Origin of the sequence: Streptococcus oralis (genome assembly GCF_001075675.1) — a bacterium.
GTDB classification, from domain to species: Bacteria; Bacillota; Bacilli; order Lactobacillales; family Streptococcaceae; genus Streptococcus; species Streptococcus oralis_V.
Window position 1 is genome coordinate 12,637 of sequence record NZ_JUNW01000005.1, and the last position, 18,200, is coordinate 30,836.

An 18,200-nucleotide genomic window follows, 5' to 3' on the forward strand; every position below is an offset into this window, starting at 1 on the left:
TTACTTACCTCCTTTAACTTGTTTTTTAGGTTTGACAAAGCGTTCGATAATGTAGTGAACACTGACAAAGAAGATAATAGACGCTGTTACAATGCTGACAAGCTCAGACGGAACTTGCGCAGCGTTCATACCCGGTGCTCCTACTTGCAAAACTCCAAATAAGAAGGCTGCAAAGAGAATTCCAATTGGTGAATTTCCAGCAAGCAAACTAACTGCCATCCCGTTAAATCCGACAGCTAATGATGATCCCTGAACGTAAACGTTTTGGAAAGTTCCAAGACCTTCTACCGCTCCACCAAGACCAGCCAAAGCACCAGAGATAATCATTGATAGGATGATTGTACGTTTTGCTGAAATACCAGCGTACTCCGAAGCATGGGGATTAAGACCAACTGCACGAATTTCAAAACCGAGAGTCGTTTTCTTGAGCAAGAACCAAATCACGCCAACAGCAATGATTGCAAAGAAGATTCCGATATTCATACGAGAATTTCCAGTCAACTCTGATAACCATGGTGTCTGGTATGTAGCATTGGCACTAACACGAATCGTTGAATCTGTACTTTGCATAATATCTTTAGGAAAGGCATGAATAAAAGCATTTCCCACATACAATACAATGTAGTTCATCATGATGGTCACGATAACCTCTGACGTACCGAGATAGGCTCTGAGGATACCTGGAATCGCACCAACAATTCCACCTGCGATCAAAGCAATGATCACTGTTAATGGAATCAAAACGAGACGAGGCATATCTGGATTTGACAAGGCAAACCAACCACTGAGGATCCAACCCGCAAGAGCCTGACCAGGAAGCCCAACGTTAAAGAAACCTGCACGGCTGGCAACTGCAAAACCAAGACCTATCAAGATAAGAGGACCCATGGCACGGAAAATTTCTCCAATCCCACGGAGGCTACCAAAAGCTGTATAGAACAACTCCTCATAACCCCAGATAGCATCATATCCGAAGATCCACATGACAATGGCTCCGAGCAAGATTCCTAAGAATACGGAAATCAAGGGAACCGAAATTTGTTGTAATTTTTTAGACATCACTCTTCTCCTTTCCCAAGTTTCCACCTGCCATCAAGACACCAAGTTCTTGTTTGTTAGTCGTTTCTGGCGATACAATACCTTGAATCTTACCATCGTGAATAACAGCAATTCGGTCTGAGACATTTAAAATCTCATCCAATTCAAAGCTGACAACAAGGACAGCCTTCCCGTTATCACGTTCTTCAATCAAACGTTTGTGGATATATTCAATGGCACCGACATCCAAACCACGAGTTGGCTGGCTGACGATAAGGAGATCAGGATCACGATCAATCTCACGAGCGATAATCGCTTTTTGTTGATTTCCTCCTGAAAGAGCTGCTGCTGGAACAAATTCACTTGCCGCACGAACATCAAATTCTTCCATCAATTTCTTGGCATGTGAAGTGATATTGGCATAGTTCAAGATACCATTCTTGCTGAGTGGTTCTTTGTAGTAGGTTTGAAGAGCGATATTTTCTGAAATCATCATCTCCAAAATCAAGCCATCACGGTGACGATCTTCAGGAACGTGCCCCACGCTTAGTTCTGTAATTTGTCGAGGATGCATCCCCACGATTGATTTGCCTTTTAATTCAACGCTACCTGACTCAACCTTACGAAGACCAGTAATGGCTTGAATGAGTTCAGATTGACCATTGCCATCAATACCTGCAATACCGACAATTTCACCAGCACGAACATCCAAGGAGAGATTTTTTACTGCTGGTACACCGCGGTTTTCATTGACAACCAAGTCTTTGATAGACAAGACCACTTCTTTTGGTTGCGGTGCTCGTTTTTCCGTTTTAAAGGAGACTGAGCGTCCAACCATCATTTCTGCCAAGTCCGCATTTGTTGCTCCTGCGATTTCAACCGTCTGGATTGATTTCCCACGACGGATAACCGTGACTCGATTCGATACCGCACGAATCTCATCCAGTTTATGGGTAATCAAAATGATAGACTTCCCTTCTTTGACAAGGTTTTTCATGATTGCCATCAACTCATCAATCTCTGAAGGAGTCAATACGGCTGTAGGTTCGTCAAAGATAAGGATATCAGCACCACGATAGAGTGTTTTCAAGATCTCTACACGTTGTTGGGCACCAACGGAAATATCCGCCACCTTAGCAGCTGGATCTACTGCCAAACCATAACGTTCAGAAAGAGCCTTGATTTCTTTAGTAGCACCAGCTATATCTAGAACACCATTTTTAGTGATTTCACTCCCTAAAATGATATTCTCAGCTACTGTAAAAGCCTCAACTAACATGAAATGTTGGTGAACCATCCCAATTCCAAGACCAGCGGCTTTAGATGGTGAGTCTAGTTTTACAACCTGACCATTCACCACAATTTCACCACTCGTTGGTTCAAGAAGTCCTGCTAGCATATTCATCAGAGTGGATTTACCCGCTCCATTTTCTCCTAAAAGTGCATGAATTTCACCTTTTCGCAGTTGCAAGTTGATTTTGTCGTTTGCTACAAATTCACCAAACACCTTGGTAATATCCCGCATCTCAATGACATTTTCGTGTGCCATATGCTCTTCCTTTCAGAGGTTTATTTTATTTCAATAAAACCTGCTAATCACATTAACAAGCTCTATTGAGACAAAAATTGCCTCAATTCTTAAAGAAGCGACCGATGGCCGCTTCCTAAGAAATGACTTTTATCCATTATTTTTCAGGAACTTTTACGCTTCCGTCAAGGATCTTAGCTTTTGCATCTTCAACAGCTTTTTTACCTTCTTCTGAAAGGTTTGTTACTGCTAGCTCAACCCCTTTATCTTTCAATGAGTAAACAATCACTTGTCCACCAGGGAATTCACCTTTTTCTGTTTTGTTAGCAATATCTTTTACAGTTGTACCAACTTGTTTCAATGTAGATACAAGAACAAAGTTAGATTCTTTACCATCTTTAGAAGTGTATTTACCTTCTGCTGCTTGGTCACGGTCTACACCGATAACCCAAACTTTTTCGTCTTCATTTTTGTTTTCGTTCAATGATTTTGCTTCAGCAAAGACACCAGCACCTGTACCACCAGCTGCTTGGTAGACAACGTCTGCACCGGCAGCATATTGAGCTGCTGCAATTGTTTTACCTTTGGCAGCATCACCAAATGAACCAGCGTAGTCAACTTGGACTTTGATAGATGGGTCTACTGACTCAACACCAGCTTTGAATCCAGCTGCAAAACGTGAAATAACTTCAGATTCGATACCACCTACAAAACCAACTTGTTTTGTTTTCGTAGTTTTCGCTGCTGCAACACCAGCAAGGTAAGCTGCTTCATTATCCGCAAATCTTACGCTCGCAACATTCTTTTGACCTTCAATCACATCATCAATCAAGACATAGTTTAGGTCAGAGTGGTCTTTTGCTGCTTCCTCAACTGCATTGTGAAGTGCAAAACCAACACCGAAGATCAGGTTGTAACTTCCAGCCGCTTGTTGCAAGTTGTTAGCATAGTCTGCTTCGCTTGTTGATTGGAAGTAAGTGTAACCTTTATCTTTAGAAAGATTGTGTTCTTTACCCCAGTCTTGCAAACCTTCCCAAGCTGATTGGTTAAATGATTTATCATCAACACCACCAGTATCTGTTACGATTGCTGCTTTGGTCTTCATTTCTGATGAAGATGAAGCTGCATTACGAGAAGAGCGGTTACCACATGCAGCAAGTCCAACTGCTGCTACTGCAACTAGACCAAGGCCTAGCCATTGTTTCTTGTTCATTACTGAACCTCCTAAATAAGATGTGCAACGATGTTGCAAGTATGGATTGGTTGGCCACAAGGACCGCGTCACTCAGAGAGTGACTCAGACTAGTTTAAGTCTGTAAATGAGTATGGAAGTAACTCCCCGACCGTCATCTCGACCGTCGATTTATCTTTAGCGACTAAGGTCACTTTTAGATCTTGTTCAAAAAATTCAATCATGACCTGGCGACAAGCACCACATGGCGAGATGGGTTTTTCAGTTTGTCCGTAGACAATCAACTCTGAAAACTCCCGTTGCCCCTCCGAAACTGCTTTAAAAATAGCAGTACGTTCTCCACAATTAGTCAAGGGATAACTAGCATTCTCGATATTGACACCCGTATAAATGCTACCATCCTTGGCAACTAAAACAGCTCCGATAGGAAAGTGAGAATAAGGCACATAAGCTTTCTTGCTAGTTTCAATTGCTAGTTCAATCAACTCAGTAGTTGCCATCTGCCAATTCTCCTTTTAAAATCGCAACGCCAGCAGATGTTCCGATACGGGTAGCGCCTGCTTCCACAAAAGCGACAGCATCTGCATATGAACGCGCTCCACCAGCTGCCTTAACTCCCATATCTGGCCCGACTGTTTCACGCATCAACTGAACATCCTCAATAGTGGCACCACCAGTTGAAAATCCAGTTGATGTTTTGACAAAGTCAGCGCCTGCTTTCTGGGATAATTGGCAAGCCACAACCTTTTCATCGTCTGTCAACAAGCAAGCTTCAATAATGACCTTAACCAACTTGTCACCACTTGCTTCTACGACAGCACGGATGTCCGATTCAACCAAATCCAGATTGCCTGATTTGAGGGCACCAACATTGATAACCATATCAATCTCATCCGCACCGTTTTGAACAGCTTCTTTTGTTTCAAAAGCTTTCACAGCTGAAGTTGTTGCTCCCAAAGGAAAACCTACTACTGTACAAACCTTTACATCTGAGCCTTCAAGCCCTGTTTTCGCATGTTTAACCCATGTGGGATTGACACAAACACTGGCAAAGTCATACTCACGCGCTTCAGATAGCAAACAATCAATTTGTTCTTGGCTTGCATCTTGCTTTAAAAGCGTATGATCAATATATTTATTTAACTTCATATTCGGATTCTCCCTGGTTTTATGAGATAATTTCTATAATTTCTCGTAAACTTTGCACTCCATCATTTATTTTAACATATTTTTGAAATTCTGTAACTAGTTCAGAAGAAATTTTTCCATTTGTATAAACTTTTGCAACAATTTCCCCTTTTTGAACGGAGTCTCCAACCTTCTTCTCAAAAACAATCCCTGTTTCATAGTCCAAGTCATCAGACTTGATTGCACGACCAGCTCCTAGTCTCATGGCATAGAGGCCAAATTCCATTGCAGGAAGAGCTGAAATAACACCCGTATCTTGAGCTGGAATTTCCACCACATGGGCAACTTTGACGGGGCGATAAAGATCTTCTAAATCACCGCCTTGTGCTGTTACCATTTCTTCAAACTTAGCCAGTGCTTGGCCATTTTCCAGGTGTTGACGGATTTCCTCGATCGTTTTCTCAACATCAGCCAATCCAAGCATAATCTGAGCTAACTCGCAGATAAAGTGACTAATATCTTCTCGACCTTTTCCTTGAAGAATCTCGATTGCCTCAAGGATTTCGAGACGATTGCCAATTGCTCTTCCCAAGGGTTGGCTCATATCGGTAATAACTGCTACCGTCTTTCGACCAACTGCCTTACCAAGATCCACCATGGTTAGAGCCAATTCGCGTGCCTCATCAACCGTCTTCATAAAGGCACCCTCACCGACCGTTACATCTAGCAAAATGGCATCCGCTCCTGCAGCAATTTTCTTGCTCATCACCGAACTCGCAATCAAAGGAATCGTGTCGACAGTTGCGGTCACATCTCGGAGGGCATAGAGAAGTTTATCTGCTTTAACCAGCTGATCTGACTGCCCAATGACAGATACACCAATGTCCTGTACCTGACGAATGAAATCCTCTTGACTTCGCTCGACTTGGTAGCCCTTAATGGATTCCAATTTATCAATTGTCCCACCAGTATGGCCGAGACCACGACCACTCATTTTAGCAACGGGCACACCGAAACTCGCAACAAGTGGAGCCAAGATTAAGGTCACCTTATCACCTACACCACCAGTCGAATGCTTATCAACTTTAACCCCATCAATAGCTGACAAATCAAACTCCTGACCTGTTTTAACCATATTCATCGTCAGATCAGAAATCTCACGTGTGGTCATTCCTTTAAAATAAACAGCCATAGCAAAAGCAGACATCTGATAGTCTGGAACAGTTCCAGCCACATAGCCTTCTACCAGCCACTTGATTTCATTTGAAGTCAGTTCTTGACCATCTCGTTTCTTTTGGATTAAATCAACTGCTCTCATTCTTTCACACTTCTAAGGATATAGTATCCCTTATCTTTCTTTACGATTTCACAATTTCCGAAAACGTCTTCCATCTTGCTTTTGGCACTCGGAGCACCTTGTTTCTTTTGAATAACAATGGTTAAATCACCTCCGTCTTTCAAGAAATCTCTGCTCTTTTCGATAATCTCATGAACAACTTGTTTACCCGCTCGAATCGGCGGATTAGAAATAACATGGTCAAATTTCCCTTCAACTTGTTCATAGATATTGGATTGGAAAATCGTTGCTTCTACTTTATTACGTTCAGCATTTTGTCGCGCTAGGTCCAAGGCACGATTATTGATATCGACCATGGTCGTCTGAACTCCATAAGCCTTGGCCAATGACAAGCCCAATGGCCCATAACCACACCCCACATCAAGGACCGTCTCTCCTTCATTTACCTCTAGACACTTGAGCAAGAGCTGACTCCCAAAGTCAACCATTTTCTTGCTAAAAACACCCGCATCCGTCAAAAAGGTCATGTTTTCTCCCAACAACTCCACTCTCAACTCATGAATGTCGTGAGCAGCATCAGGATTTTCTGCATAATACATTTTACTCATAAAACTATTTTACCATAATTTGGCTTGAATTGTAAATCGTTTACAAAGTGATGATCAAATGAAAAAGACTGAAGAATCCTAGTCAAAAAACCTTTTCTTCAATCTCTTTCAATTATTAGAAATACATTACAATCTATCGGGAACTACAAATTATCATAGTCAGGAAAAAACAGTTCGTCTGCAATCGGGCGCATTTTTATTACTATTTCTTAACCTTAAAATACTTTATTATCAACAGGATTCCCAATATGATGTTTAGATAAAAACTCAACTGATAAGTTTGTGTCAAGATTTCCAAACTTGTCCAAAGTCGTATCAAATCTTCTAGTGACATACGGAATAGATATCCTTCTGTAGCAATCCACAAAATCAAAAATAGATAACTACCAGCCGCAAGCCATTTCGTCCACCGTTTTTTTAGTATGAAAGCAATCAAGAGCGAACAGATAAAGACAACTGTTACAAGGAGATGATCCATCAAGAAGGTAAAACCGTAATAGGTTTCCACAAAGCGTCTACCATTATCCGCATTCGCTCCCCTTATAAAAGGTAAGGCAAAACTTAAAATAAAACAGAGTTCCAATAAGTAACATCTCAAGATTTTCATTGTATACCTCCTATAAGTTGCGAACTAAAAAGCCCACTTTTAATAACTGATAAGTCTTCAGAAACCATTCCCTATCTCATCATTATATTATTCAACCTCCATCTACCTCTATTATACGATATTGACTTACTACCATCAAGAAACCGCTTTATCTTTTTAGCTTTTTATGGTATGATAAACAAAATATCTAGGGGAAAACAAATGACCAACGAATTTTTACATTTTGAGAAAATCAGTCGCCAGACTTGGCAATCATTGCATCGCAAAACAACCCCTCCCTTGACAGAGGAAGAGTTAGAATCCATCAAGAGTTTCAATGACCAGATTAGTCTACAGGACGTAACGGACGTCTATCTTCCCCTTGTTCATCTTATCCATATTTACAAGCGCACTAAGGATGATTTGGCATTTTCAAAAGGAATTTTCCTCCAACGTGAAAGCAAATCCCAACCTTTTATCATTGGGGTTTCTGGAAGTGTTGCTGTCGGGAAATCGACTACTAGTCGCTTACTTCAGATTCTTCTGTCACGTACTCTCCCGGATGCTACTGTAGAATTGGTGACAACTGACGGTTTTCTCTATCCCAATCAAACCTTGATTGACCAAGATATCTTAAATCGCAAAGGTTTTCCTGAAAGTTATGATATGGAAGCCTTGCTGAATTTTCTTGATCGCCTAAAAAATGGCCAAGATGTCGATATTCCTGTCTATTCTCATGAAGTGTATGACATCGTTCCTGGAGAGAAACAACGTGTCAAAGCTGCTGATTTTGTCATTGTCGAAGGCATCAATGTCTTTCAAAACCCTCAAAATGAGCGCCTTTACATTACTGATTTCTTTGATTTCTCCATCTATGTGGATGCTGCTGTCGAGGACATTGAAAGCTGGTATCTGGATCGTTTCTTAAAGCTGCTCAGCTTTGCCCAAAATGATTCCAACAGCTACTACCACCGTTTTACTCAAATGCCAATTGGAGAAGTTGAAGCATTTGCTCACCAGGTTTGGACCAGCATTAATCTCACAAATCTACAAAACTATATCGAACCAACAAGGAATCGGGCAGAGGTTATTCTCCACAAGACTAAAAACCATGAAATCGATGAAATTTACCTAAAAAAATAATTTCCCCTTGTCAAAACATAAGTTTTCAGATATAATAGTATAGTTAGTAAATATGGAGGTAAGAACATTGGCAAACATTAAATCAGCTATCAAACGCGCTGAATTGAACGTTAAACAAAACGAAAAAAACTCAGCTCAAAAATCAGCTATGCGTACTGCTATCAAAGCTTTCGAAGCAAACCCTTCTGAAGAACTTTTCCGTGCTGCTAGCTCAGCTATCGACAAAGCAGAAACTAAAGGTTTGATTCATAAAAACAAAGCAAGCCGCGATAAAGCTCGTCTTTCAGCTAAACTTGCTAAATAAGAAACAGTCCATAGAGGCTGTTTTTTTGTCCTCTAATCAGAAAAGGTAGAAAATGAAAATCGCAATCATAGGATATTCTGGAGCTGGCAAGTCAACTCTAGCTGAAAAGTTGTCAAACTACTACTCCATCCCCAAACTGCATATGGATACACTTCAATTTCAACCTGGTTGGCAAGACAGTGACCGCGAATGGATGTTGACCGAGATGAAAAACTTTCTCACAAAGCACGAAGCTTGGGTCATCGACGGCAACTACTCTTGGTGTTGCTATGAAGAAAGAATGCTGGAAGCTGACCAAATCATCTTTCTCAACTTTTCCCCATGGACTTGTCTCTTTCGAGCCTTTAAACGGTATCTCACATACCGAGGTAAAGTCAGAGAAAGTATGGCAGCAGGCTGTCCTGAACGCTTTGACTGGGATTTTATCCGATGGATTCTCTGGGATGGGCGGACAAAACATGCTAAAGAACGCTATCAACGGGTTCAAGAAACCTACCCTGAGAAAGTAATTGTCCTCCGGTCGCAAAAGGAGATGGATTACTTCTTAGAAAATCTCGCGCATAACAAGAAAAACCAACGTGCCTAACGTTGGTTTTTTGCTATTAGCCAATCACACTTCCGTTTGGTACAGCTGGATCAACTGTGAGAAGGGTTAATTTGCCTTCATGTTCAGCTGAGAGGATCATTCCTTGACTGACATATTTTTTCATCATCTTGCGTGGTTTGAGGTTGGCAACGATTTGGATCTTCTTGCCGACCAATTCTTGTTCGTTTGGATAGTATTTGGCAATTCCTGAGAGGATTTGACGGTCTTCGCCATCACCTGCATCGAGGCGGAATTGGAGCAACTTGTCAGAACCTTCTACTTTAGACACTTCTTTGACCTCTGCAACACGGATTTCGACCTTATCAAAGTCTTCAAACTTGATTTCTTCCTTGTTTAGTTTGAGTTCAACTTCATCTGGATTCCATTCTTTTTCGACGGCTGGTTTGTTGCCTTCCATTTGTTCCTTGATATAGGCAATCTCTTCTTCCATGTCGAGACGCGGGAAGATTGGTGTTCCTTTGGCAACAACAGTCACACCTGCTGGGAAGTCAGCCAAACTCAAGTTTTCTAGGCTAGAAACTTCTGCTAGACCAAGTTGTGCCAATACAGCGCGACTAGTTCCCATCATAAAGGGCTCAATCATGTGAGCTACGACACGAAGGCTGGCTGCCAAGTGGCTCATCACACTTGCCAATTGGTCACGGTGCTCTTCATCCTTAGCCAAGACCCATGGGGCTGTCTCATCGATGTATTTGTTAGTGCGAGAGATAAGGGTCCAGACTGCTTCAAGGGCACGTGGGTAATCAACGGCTTCCATGTGTGTATGGTAGCCTGCGATTGATTGTTCTGCAACCTCAGCAAGAGCATTATCAAACTCTGTTACACCCTCTACATAGGCAGGGATTTGCCCATCAAAATACTTGTTAATCATAGAAACCGTACGGTTAAGGAGGTTTCCAAGGTCATTGGCCAATTCATAGTTGATACGGCCGACATAGTCTTCTGGAGTGAAGGTTCCATCTGAACCGACTGGAAGGCTACGCATGAGGTAGTAACGAAGTGGATCCAGTCCATAACGCTCTACCAACATTTCAGGGTAAACGACATTCCCTTTAGACTTAGACATCTTGCCGTCTTTCATGACGAACCAACCGTGGGCAATCAAGCGGTCAGGCAATTTCATATCCAACATCATGAGAAGGATTGGCCAGTAGATGGAGTGGAAACGAAGAATGTCTTTTCCGACCATGTGGAAGACTGTTCCATTCCAGAATTTATCATAGTTAGCATGATCCTCTTGACCGTAACCAAGAGCAGTCGCATAGTTAAGAAGGGCATCAATCCAAACGTAGACAACGTGTTTTGGATTGGAAGGGACTGGCACACCCCAGGTAAAGGTTGTACGAGAAACCGCTAAGTCTTCCAAACCTGGCTCGATGAAGTTACGCAACATTTCATTAAGACGACCATCTGGAGTGATGAAGTCAGGGTGCGATTTGAAAAATTCTACCAAACAATCTTGGTATTTGCTGAGGCGAAGGAAGTAAGACTCTTCAGAAACCCATTCCACTTCGTGACCTGATGGAGCAATACCGCCTGTCACATTTCCAGCTTCATCACGAAAAACTTCAGCAAGCTGACTTTCTGTAAAGAATTCCTCATCTGAAACTGAATACCAACCAGAGTATTCACCCAAGTAGATATCATCTTGAGCAAGCAAGCGTTCAAAGACCTGAGCCACTACTTTTTCATGATAGTCATCAGTTGTACGGATAAATTTATCGTATGAGATATCTAGTAATTTCCAGAGTTCTTTGACACCAACTGCCATGCCGTCAACATAGGCTTGTGGTGTGATGCCAGCTTCTTCCGCTTTTTGCTGGATTTTCTGACCATGCTCGTCAAGACCTGTCAGATAAAAGACATCGAAGCCCATAAGGCGTTTGTAGCGAGCTAGGACATCACAAGCGATGGTTGTGTAGGCAGAACCGATATGAAGTTTACCAGATGGATAGTAAATCGGTGTTGTAATATAAAAATTCTTTTCAGACATAATTTTTCCTTTCCAGGCAAATGAAACCTGATTTTCTAACACTTCATTATATCATATTTTTAGTGATTTTCGATAGGAAAATCCATACAAAAACAAGACAGACAACTGTCCATCTTGTTTTTTTCTGTTCTATATCTTATTCATAACGAAGTGCTTCGATTGGATCAAGCTTAGACGCTTTATTGGCTGGCAAGACTCCAAAAATCATCCCAACGCTGGCTGACACAGCCAAGCTAAAGAGAGCGATTGGGAGGGAAACCCCAACTTCGATACCTGCAATCATGTTTTGAAGCAATACTCCAGCTAACATGGTCATTCCAGCAGCAATCCCAAGACCGATGACACCACCTAGCAAGGTCAAGATCATGGATTCAATCAAAAACTGTACCAAGATATTAGCCCGAGTAGCTCCGAGAGCTTTCCGCAGACCAATCTCACGCGTGCGTTCTGTCACCGAAACCAGCATGATATTCATAACACCAGTTCCCCCGACAAAGAGAGAGATTCCTGCGATGGCACTGATAATGGTTGTCATAAAACCAAATAGTTGTTGTACCTCTTGGAAGGCGGCAGTTGCATCCGCAACTTGGTACTCCCCTTGCTGAAGACCAGCAATCTCGGTCAGTTTTCGAGCCAACTCTGGTCCCAAGGTCTGCGTTAGACTAGTATCATTGACACGAAAGACGATATTCGAGATTTCATCAGTATTAAAATTGGCTGCAAGAGAGATATTGGTCGTAATTGGAAGACCACCGATCCCAAAGGCTTTCGCAGTTTTAGCTTCATTACTAGTATAAACACCAATCACACGGTAACTAAATTCATTGACAGAGATGATTTGATTAACCGCAGCTTCTGGACTATCAAACAAACTCTTGGCTAGTTCTTCATCCAGCAAAATCACACTGGCAAATTCCTTGTAGTCTTGTGGCCTTAGACTTCTACCCGCAACGATTTCATTTTCAACTGCGTTCATGTAAGTGCTATTTCCGCCTGTCAGAGTCGCTCGTTCAACTTTCTTATCCTTATAAGATAGGGTGACGTTGGTCGAGTTGGTGACATAGTAGCTGTCTACTCCTTTAAGTTTAGCAGCCTCCTTGACCCAGGATTCTAGTGGTTTTGGTGGTTCAACATGAACATCCTCTTCTTTCCCACTGACTGTCAAAGCGGATTGTTTCTGCGTAAAGGAACCGTCCTTGCTTTTAATAGGAGAGAAAAAGACATGGATATCCTTCTGTGATTTGGTCATGTTTTTATTGACCTGACGAGACATGGAGTCTCCCAGAGCCATGATGACAACGACAGACGAAACTCCGATGATAATCCCAATCATGGTCAGGAAGGAACGCATCTTGTGGGCCATGATGGATGAAAAGGCAAATTTCAGATTCTGCATCTTAGTTTTCCTCCTTTTCTACCTGAGCACTGTCGGACGAGATGATCCCATCACGAATAACAATCTGGCGTTTGGCATAGGCCGCAATCTCAGGCTCGTGCGTGACCATGATAATGGTTTTCCCTTCCTTGTTTAACTCCACCAACAGTTGCATGATTTGATTTCCCGTCTTGGTATCCAAGGCTCCTGTAGGTTCGTCCGCTAGGATGATAGAGGGATTATTTACCAAGGCACGCGCAATCGCTACACGTTGCTTTTGACCACCTGATAACTCAGAAGGCAAATGATGACTGCGCTCCGTCAACTCAACCTTTTCCAGAAATTCCTCCGCCAATTTCCGACGTTTAGAAGCCGAAACACCAGCGTAAATCAAGGGCAACTCGACGTTTTGAAGTGCATTGAGTTTGGACAAGAGAAAGAACTGCTGAAAGACAAAGCCGATTTGCTGATTGCGGACCTTGGCCAGTTGTTTCTCTCCAAGACCTGCCACTTCTTGACCTTCAAGGTAGTACTCTCCACTGGTTGGTGTATCCAACATTCCGATGGTATTCATCAACGTAGATTTACCAGAACCAGATGGTCCCATAATAGCAACAAACTCACCTTCATGAACTTCTAGATTGATATTTTTAAGGACCTGCAATTCTTGGTCACCATTTCGATAACTTCTACAGATATTTTTGAGACTAATTAGTTTCTTCATCAGCCTTCACCTCTTTTCCTTCTTCCAAGGAAGATGTTGGATTACTGATGACCTTGGCTCCGTCTGTCACACCTGAAGTAATTTCTTGGTTGTCTGCGTCCGCATTCCCCAATGTAACTTCTACCTTCTTCGCTTTTTTCTGGTCGTCAACGATCCAGACATAGTTTTTGTCATTTTCGGTAATGACACTTGTCAAAGGAACAAGGATAGCCTTACTCTTATTTTTGACTTCCACACTGACAGAGAAGCCTTGTTTCAACTCACCGATATCGCTAGTCACATCAACAGTATAAGGGTACTTAGATCCAGTATTTCCTCCAAGGGATGCATTTGCTGCTTCTCCATTGTTTTTAGGATAATCAGAAATATAGCTGATTTTTCCTGTCCAGCTCTTATCTTGGTAAACCTTCGAAGTAAAGGTAACTTCTTGGCCTACAGAAAGGTTAGCAAGGTTGTATTCAGACAACTCCCCTTTGACCTGCAAGTTTTCATTACTTACGACATGTACTACCACTTGGCTATTACCTGTTGGCGATTTGGAGACATTACGATTAACTTCAACTACAGTCCCTTCTAGTGTACTGAGAACAGTTGCGGCATCTAGCTGTGCTTGAGCCTTGTTGAGCTGAGCCACAGCATCTGCACGGTTATCCTTGGCATCACTGATTTGAGAATCAATAGAAGATACGGAAGAAGTCGCTGCTTGCGCTTGTTCTGGGAGTCCTGCTTCTGTTGGAACTTGTGGGGAAGCTGGTACAGCTGATGCATTTTCACGAGCTTTGTTTAACTCCTCAATATGACGGTCTGCCTTTGCAACTGCACGATCGGCTGCATCATAGGCAGCTTGAGCATCTGCACTGCTGTATTTAACCAACGCTTGCCCTTCTTCGACCTTGTCCCCGACTGAAACGAGAATTTCATCTAAATCTCCCTTACTAGCATCAAAATAAACGTATTGTTCATTTTTTGCTGTTACCGTACCTGACAAGAGAACCGATGAAGCAACAGAACCTTCCTTAGCAGTAACGATATGGGAGGTTTCCTCCTTGACTGCTGACTGAGAAGGTTGTCTAAAAATCAAAATCCCCGCAGCACCGATAACAATAGCACTGGCAACACCAATCGCTGTGTATAATTGCCATTTTTTTGCCTTTTTATTTCTTTTCATTTTCAAGCTCCTTTATTCTTTTGCCTTACAAAAACCATTATATCAGAAATACCAAGCCCAAACAATGACAGTTCAGATGGAAACAATGACAATTCAGGATCATTATTTCGTTCGGTATTCGTTTATTGGATTATTGTGCTAGATATATAGTACAATATCTTTTTGAATTTGGCAAGCGTTTTTATAATTTTTTTATCGTAGCAGATTTTTGCATTCAAAAAATAAAAACGATAGAATATGACTATCAAAGCTATAAGGAGTTTTCTATGAGAGAATATGATATCATCGCCATCGGTGGAGGAAGTGGCGGCATTGCCACTATGAACCGAGCTGGTGAACACGGTGCTAAAGCTGCTGTTATCGAAGAGAAAAAATTAGGTGGAACCTGCGTCAATGTCGGCTGTGTTCCTAAAAAAATCATGTGGTATGGAGCGCAAATCGCTGAAAGCCTCCACCACTACGGCCCTGACTATGGTTTTACAAGTTCAGATGTTCAATTTGATTTCGCAAAACTTCGTCAAAATCGTGAAGCCTACATCGACCGTGCTCGCTCATCTTATGATGGAAGTTTCAAGCGCAACGGTGTTGATTTGATTGAAGGTCGTGCTCATTTCATTGATGCTCATACGGTCAGCGTTAATGGTGAATTGATTCGTGCCAAACATATCGTGATTGCGACTGGCGCTCGTCCAAGCATTCCAACTATCCCTGGAGCTGAACTTGGTGGTAGCTCAGACGATGTCTTTGCTTGGGAGCAACTTCCTGAATCTGTTGCGATTCTTGGAGCTGGCTATATCGCCGTTGAATTAGCAGGTGTTCTCCACGCTCTAGGAGTAAAAACTGATTTGTTTGTCCGTCGTGATCGTCCCTTGCGTGGTTTTGACAGCTACATCGTTGAAGGACTTGTCAATGAAATGGAAAAAACAGGTCTACCTTTACACACACATAAGGTACCCGTCAAGCTCGAAGAAACGGAGCAAGGTATTACCATTTATTTCGAAGACGGTTCTAGTCACACTGCCAGCCAAGTTATCTGGGCTACCGGTCGCCGTCCAAATGTAGACGGTCTAGAGTTAGAAAAGGCTGGCGTTACACTCAACCAACGTGGATTTATCCAAGTGGATGAGTATCAGAATACAGTTGTAGATGGCATCTATGCTCTTGGAGATGTGACTGGTGAGAAGGAACTGACCCCAGTAGCCATCAAGGCAGGACGTACCCTATCTGAACGCCTCTTCAACGGGAAAACAAACGCCAAGATGGACTACACGACTATCCCTACAGTTGTCTTCTCCCACCCAGCAATCGGAACGGTTGGTTTAACCGAGGATCAAGCTATAAAAGAATACGGCCAAGATAACATCAAAGTCTACAAGTCAAGCTTTGCATCTATGTACTCAGCCGTTACAAACCATCGTCAAGAGTCTCGCTTCAAACTCATCACCGCCGGTGATGACGAAAAAGTTATTGGCCTACACGGACTTGGTTACGGAGTGGATGAGATGATTCAAGGATTCGCTGTTGCCATCAAGATGGGGGCTACCAAGGCGGACTTTGATGCTACAGTAGCAATCCACCCAACCGCTTCAGAAGAATTTGTGACCATGCGCTAATTATCGCAAGAGACCTCTTGAGGTCTCTTTTTACTTGCAAAATCGGCCGTTACAAAATTGTTACCTTGATTTCAAAAATAGGTTGACTTTTGTTTCTGAATTAGTATAATAGTTACTATAATTTTGAAAAGAGGTTAACAGTTTTGAAAAAAGCTCATATCTATGCTATCCCTGCTATCGGTGCTGCTCTCATCGCCGTATTGGCACAAATCAGTCTCCCTATCGGTCCTGTCCCCTTCACTCTGCAAAACTTTGCGATCGGTCTGATTGCTACTGTTTTTAGACCCAGAGAAGCTGTTCTATCTGTAGCTCTCTATCTCTTGCTGGGTGCCATTGGTTTACCTGTTTTTGCAGGGGGAGGAGCTGGATTTCACGTTTTAGTCGGCCCAAGTGCAGGTTATCTTTGGTTCGACCTTGTCTATGCTGGACTTACATCTTATCTCATCCATCAAAACAGTGGCTACATTCGCATTTTCCTAGCCAACCTCTTGGGTGACTCCCTCGTCTTTGTCGGAGGCATTCTCAGCCTCCACTTCCTAGCTGGTATGCCATTTGATCAGGCACTAGCTGTCGGTGTCCTTCCCTTTATCCTCCCTGATCTTGGTAAGATTATTGCCATTAGTTTCATTAGTCGTCCCCTGCTCAAACGATTGAAAAGCCTTCCATATTTTTCAAGATAAAAAATAGTCCAGAACAACTGTTCTGGACTATTTCCTTTCCAATTACTTCCTAAGAACTAACTGAAAATCAACTCTAATATAGAGATTATTTATTTTTACGGCTTACAAAGTACAATCCACCAGTCACTGCCATCAAAGCAAGTCCTGCAACTACTGCTGCGCTAGATGCTTTTTCACCAGTGTTAGGAAGTTGAGGTTTTGGACCTGGTTTTCCTGGTTCATTTGGTTTACCTGGTGTTGGTTTTTCTGGAGTGTGTGTATTTGTGATATTGAAGCCTTCTACTTTAGATGAATAACCTTCAACTGGAACTTCTACTACAGAGTATTCGATTGCTTGACCGTCTTTATAACGATCAAGGTCTGTGAACTCATAAGTCCAACCAGTTGCTTCTGAGGCTACCGCAGTCTTACCAGTGTCTTGACCATCGGCAAGAAGTTTCACTGTGATAGATGCTGGACGGATACCGTCTTTGTTCTCTTCATCTTTCCAGATCTTATGACCTTTTACAGATGTTTTCTCTGGAGCATGTGTATTGGTAACTGTGTACTTACCATCTTTGTCCGTAGTAACTGTTGAGGTATATTCTTTCACAGCTACTTCTTTGACAGTGTACTTGATTTCTTTACCATTTTCATACTTAGGAAGTGCTTTTGATTCGAACTTCCAGCCAGTTGCTTCTGAAACTTCAATTTCTTGAACAACTTTGTCGCCGTTAAGAATTTGAACTTTCACTTTATCTGCACGTTTGCCGTCTTGGTTGTTGTTATCTTTCCAAACCTTAGTTCCTGAAAGAACGACTGTTTCTGGTGTGTGAGTGTTTGTCACGACCTGACCAGTTACAGAGGCTTCATAACCAGCTGGTACGTCTACTTCCTTGATAGAGTAAGTGATTTCTTTACCAGCTTCGTATTGTGGAAGATTTGTGAAGGATGCTACCCAAGTGTTAGCGTCTGTCTTATCCTTAGCTGTCAAGGTCAATTTCTTACCTTCAACAGCTACTGGATCTGCATCTCCTACTTTTTTATAAAGTTGAACCGTTACGGACTCAGGACGTTTGCCGTCTTGGTTGTTCGCATCGTTCCATACTTTTGTTACCTTGTAGTCGATTGCTTTTGGAGCATATTTGTTTGTGATGGTAAAGTCTGTAATAGTTGATTCGTATTCTGCTACGGCTTCTTCTGTTACAGTGTATTTGATTTCTTTACCAGCTTTATA

Annotated in this window: 18 protein-coding genes; 5 read left to right on the forward strand and 13 right to left on the reverse strand. The window is 42.2% G+C overall.

Translation table 11 applies throughout. The features are described from left to right. From ADM50_RS01085 to ADM50_RS01120, 8 genes are all read right to left on the reverse strand, one after another. On the reverse strand, nucleotides 1-1,059 hold the full coding sequence (locus ADM50_RS01085; protein ID WP_049484238.1) for an ABC transporter permease: 1,059 nt from the start codon (nucleotides 1,057-1,059) through the stop codon (nucleotides 1-3). Beyond that, nucleotides 1,052-2,587 carry an ABC transporter ATP-binding protein gene (locus ADM50_RS01090; protein ID WP_049479696.1) on the reverse strand — a complete coding sequence of 512 codons (1,536 nt, stop codon included), beginning with the start codon at nucleotides 2,585-2,587 and terminating at the stop codon, nucleotides 1,052-1,054. Before ADM50_RS01090 ends, ADM50_RS01085 begins: the two co-directional genes overlap by 8 nt. A 136-nt stretch (nucleotides 2,588-2,723) precedes the next feature. Then, nucleotides 2,724-3,779, reverse strand: a complete 1,056-nt coding sequence (locus ADM50_RS01095) for a BMP family lipoprotein (protein WP_049477645.1) — start codon at nucleotides 3,777-3,779, stop codon at nucleotides 2,724-2,726. A gap of 89 nt (nucleotides 3,780-3,868) precedes the next feature. Beyond that, the gene (locus tag ADM50_RS01100; RefSeq protein ID WP_049477646.1) at nucleotides 3,869-4,258 is read right to left on the reverse strand and encodes a cytidine deaminase; all 390 of its coding nucleotides are present in this window, start codon (nucleotides 4,256-4,258) and stop codon (nucleotides 3,869-3,871) included. Further along, nucleotides 4,245-4,907, reverse strand: coding sequence for a deoxyribose-phosphate aldolase (gene deoC, locus ADM50_RS01105; RefSeq protein ID WP_049479694.1), 663 nt, complete (start codon nucleotides 4,905-4,907; stop codon nucleotides 4,245-4,247). Before deoC ends, ADM50_RS01100 begins: the two co-directional genes overlap by 14 nt. Nucleotides 4,908-4,926: 19 nt before the next feature. Beyond that, complete coding sequence (locus ADM50_RS01110) at nucleotides 4,927-6,204, reverse strand: pyrimidine-nucleoside phosphorylase (RefSeq protein ID WP_049484239.1); 1,278 nt, start codon at nucleotides 6,202-6,204, stop codon at nucleotides 4,927-4,929. Next, a complete protein-coding gene (locus ADM50_RS01115; protein WP_080980686.1) occupies nucleotides 6,201-6,791 on the reverse strand; it encodes a class I SAM-dependent methyltransferase in 591 nt (196 codons plus the stop codon). Before ADM50_RS01115 ends, ADM50_RS01110 begins: the two co-directional genes overlap by 4 nt. A 202-nt stretch (nucleotides 6,792-6,993) precedes the next feature. After that, the gene (locus ADM50_RS01120; protein ID WP_049479691.1) at nucleotides 6,994-7,398 is read right to left on the reverse strand and encodes a hypothetical protein; all 405 of its coding nucleotides are present in this window, start codon (nucleotides 7,396-7,398) and stop codon (nucleotides 6,994-6,996) included. Nucleotides 7,399-7,599: 201 nt separating this feature from the next. Between ADM50_RS01120 and coaA the strand changes: the two genes are divergently transcribed. From coaA to ADM50_RS01135, 3 genes are all read left to right on the forward strand, one after another. Beyond that, complete coding sequence (coaA, locus tag ADM50_RS01125) at nucleotides 7,600-8,520, forward strand: type I pantothenate kinase (RefSeq protein WP_049479690.1); 921 nt, start codon at nucleotides 7,600-7,602, stop codon at nucleotides 8,518-8,520. Nucleotides 8,521-8,587: 67 nt separating this feature from the next. Next, nucleotides 8,588-8,824: a 30S ribosomal protein S20 gene (rpsT, locus tag ADM50_RS01130; protein ID WP_001274000.1), complete on the forward strand. Its 237-nt coding sequence runs from the start codon at nucleotides 8,588-8,590 to the stop codon at nucleotides 8,822-8,824. A 52-nt stretch (nucleotides 8,825-8,876) separates the two neighbouring features. Then, nucleotides 8,877-9,410 (forward strand): DNA topology modulation protein, encoded by a 534-nt coding sequence (locus ADM50_RS01135; RefSeq protein ID WP_000684210.1) that lies wholly within the window; start codon nucleotides 8,877-8,879, stop codon nucleotides 9,408-9,410. A 16-nt stretch (nucleotides 9,411-9,426) separates the two neighbouring features. Here ADM50_RS01135 and metG read toward each other — a convergent pair whose 3' ends face one another. From metG to ADM50_RS01155, 4 genes are all read right to left on the reverse strand, one after another. Further along, nucleotides 9,427-11,424 (reverse strand): methionine--tRNA ligase, encoded by a 1,998-nt coding sequence (metG, locus tag ADM50_RS01140; RefSeq protein WP_049484240.1) that lies wholly within the window; start codon nucleotides 11,422-11,424, stop codon nucleotides 9,427-9,429. Nucleotides 11,425-11,560: 136 nt separating this feature from the next. Further along, nucleotides 11,561-12,820 carry an ABC transporter permease gene (locus ADM50_RS01145; RefSeq protein ID WP_001180392.1) on the reverse strand — a complete coding sequence of 420 codons (1,260 nt, stop codon included), beginning with the start codon at nucleotides 12,818-12,820 and terminating at the stop codon, nucleotides 11,561-11,563. Between the two features lies 1 nt (nucleotide 12,821). Further along, nucleotides 12,822-13,523, reverse strand: coding sequence for an ABC transporter ATP-binding protein (locus tag ADM50_RS01150; RefSeq protein ID WP_049477654.1), 702 nt, complete (start codon nucleotides 13,521-13,523; stop codon nucleotides 12,822-12,824). After that, the gene (locus tag ADM50_RS01155) at nucleotides 13,507-14,691 is read right to left on the reverse strand and encodes an efflux RND transporter periplasmic adaptor subunit (RefSeq protein ID WP_049484241.1); all 1,185 of its coding nucleotides are present in this window, start codon (nucleotides 14,689-14,691) and stop codon (nucleotides 13,507-13,509) included. The genes ADM50_RS01150 and ADM50_RS01155 overlap by 17 nt, the downstream gene beginning before the upstream one ends. Nucleotides 14,692-14,957: 266 nt before the next feature. Here ADM50_RS01155 and gor point away from each other — a divergent pair, with 266 nt between their 5' ends. Both gor and ADM50_RS01165 read left to right on the forward strand, forming a co-directional pair. Next, nucleotides 14,958-16,304: a glutathione-disulfide reductase gene (gor, locus tag ADM50_RS01160; RefSeq protein WP_049484242.1), complete on the forward strand. Its 1,347-nt coding sequence runs from the start codon at nucleotides 14,958-14,960 to the stop codon at nucleotides 16,302-16,304. A gap of 143 nt (nucleotides 16,305-16,447) precedes the next feature. Continuing rightward, nucleotides 16,448-16,984 carry a biotin transporter BioY gene (locus ADM50_RS01165; protein WP_000709019.1) on the forward strand — a complete coding sequence of 179 codons (537 nt, stop codon included), beginning with the start codon at nucleotides 16,448-16,450 and terminating at the stop codon, nucleotides 16,982-16,984. Nucleotides 16,985-17,069: 85 nt separating this feature from the next. Here the strand turns inward: ADM50_RS01165 and ADM50_RS01170 are convergent. Further along, a partial coding sequence (locus tag ADM50_RS01170; protein WP_049484243.1) for a Cna B-type domain-containing protein occupies nucleotides 17,070-18,200 on the reverse strand: 1,131 nt, incomplete at its 5' end.

Bases quoted from the DNA above. Each gene is read 5' to 3' on its own strand.
- ADM50_RS01090 (WP_049479696.1), bottom strand. From the start codon at position 2,587: ATGGCACACGAAAATGTCATTGAGATGCGGGATATTACCAAGGTGTTT.
- metG (WP_049484240.1), bottom strand. From the start codon at position 11,424: ATGTCTGAAAAGAATTTTTATATTACAACACCGATTTACTATCCATCT.
- deoC (WP_049479694.1), bottom strand. From the start codon at position 4,907: ATGAAGTTAAATAAATATATTGATCATACGCTTTTAAAGCAAGATGCA.
- ADM50_RS01120 (WP_049479691.1), bottom strand. From the start codon at position 7,398: ATGAAAATCTTGAGATGTTACTTATTGGAACTCTGTTTTATTTTAAGT.
- ADM50_RS01110 (WP_049484239.1), bottom strand. From the start codon at position 6,204: ATGAGAGCAGTTGATTTAATCCAAAAGAAACGAGATGGTCAAGAACTG.
- gor (WP_049484242.1), top strand. From the start codon at position 14,958: ATGAGAGAATATGATATCATCGCCATCGGTGGAGGAAGTGGCGGCATT.
- ADM50_RS01085 (WP_049484238.1), bottom strand. From the start codon at position 1,059: ATGTCTAAAAAATTACAACAAATTTCGGTTCCCTTGATTTCCGTATTC.
- ADM50_RS01150 (WP_049477654.1), bottom strand. From the start codon at position 13,523: ATGAAGAAACTAATTAGTCTCAAAAATATCTGTAGAAGTTATCGAAAT.
- ADM50_RS01115 (WP_080980686.1), bottom strand. From the start codon at position 6,791: ATGAGTAAAATGTATTATGCAGAAAATCCTGATGCTGCTCACGACATT.
- ADM50_RS01145 (WP_001180392.1), bottom strand. From the start codon at position 12,820: ATGCAGAATCTGAAATTTGCCTTTTCATCCATCATGGCCCACAAGATG.
- ADM50_RS01095 (WP_049477645.1), bottom strand. From the start codon at position 3,779: ATGAACAAGAAACAATGGCTAGGCCTTGGTCTAGTTGCAGTAGCAGCA.
- ADM50_RS01100 (WP_049477646.1), bottom strand. From the start codon at position 4,258: ATGGCAACTACTGAGTTGATTGAACTAGCAATTGAAACTAGCAAGAAA.
- ADM50_RS01155 (WP_049484241.1), bottom strand. From the start codon at position 14,691: ATGAAAAGAAATAAAAAGGCAAAAAAATGGCAATTATACACAGCGATT.
- ADM50_RS01135 (WP_000684210.1), top strand. From the start codon at position 8,877: ATGAAAATCGCAATCATAGGATATTCTGGAGCTGGCAAGTCAACTCTA.
- coaA (WP_049479690.1), top strand. From the start codon at position 7,600: ATGACCAACGAATTTTTACATTTTGAGAAAATCAGTCGCCAGACTTGG.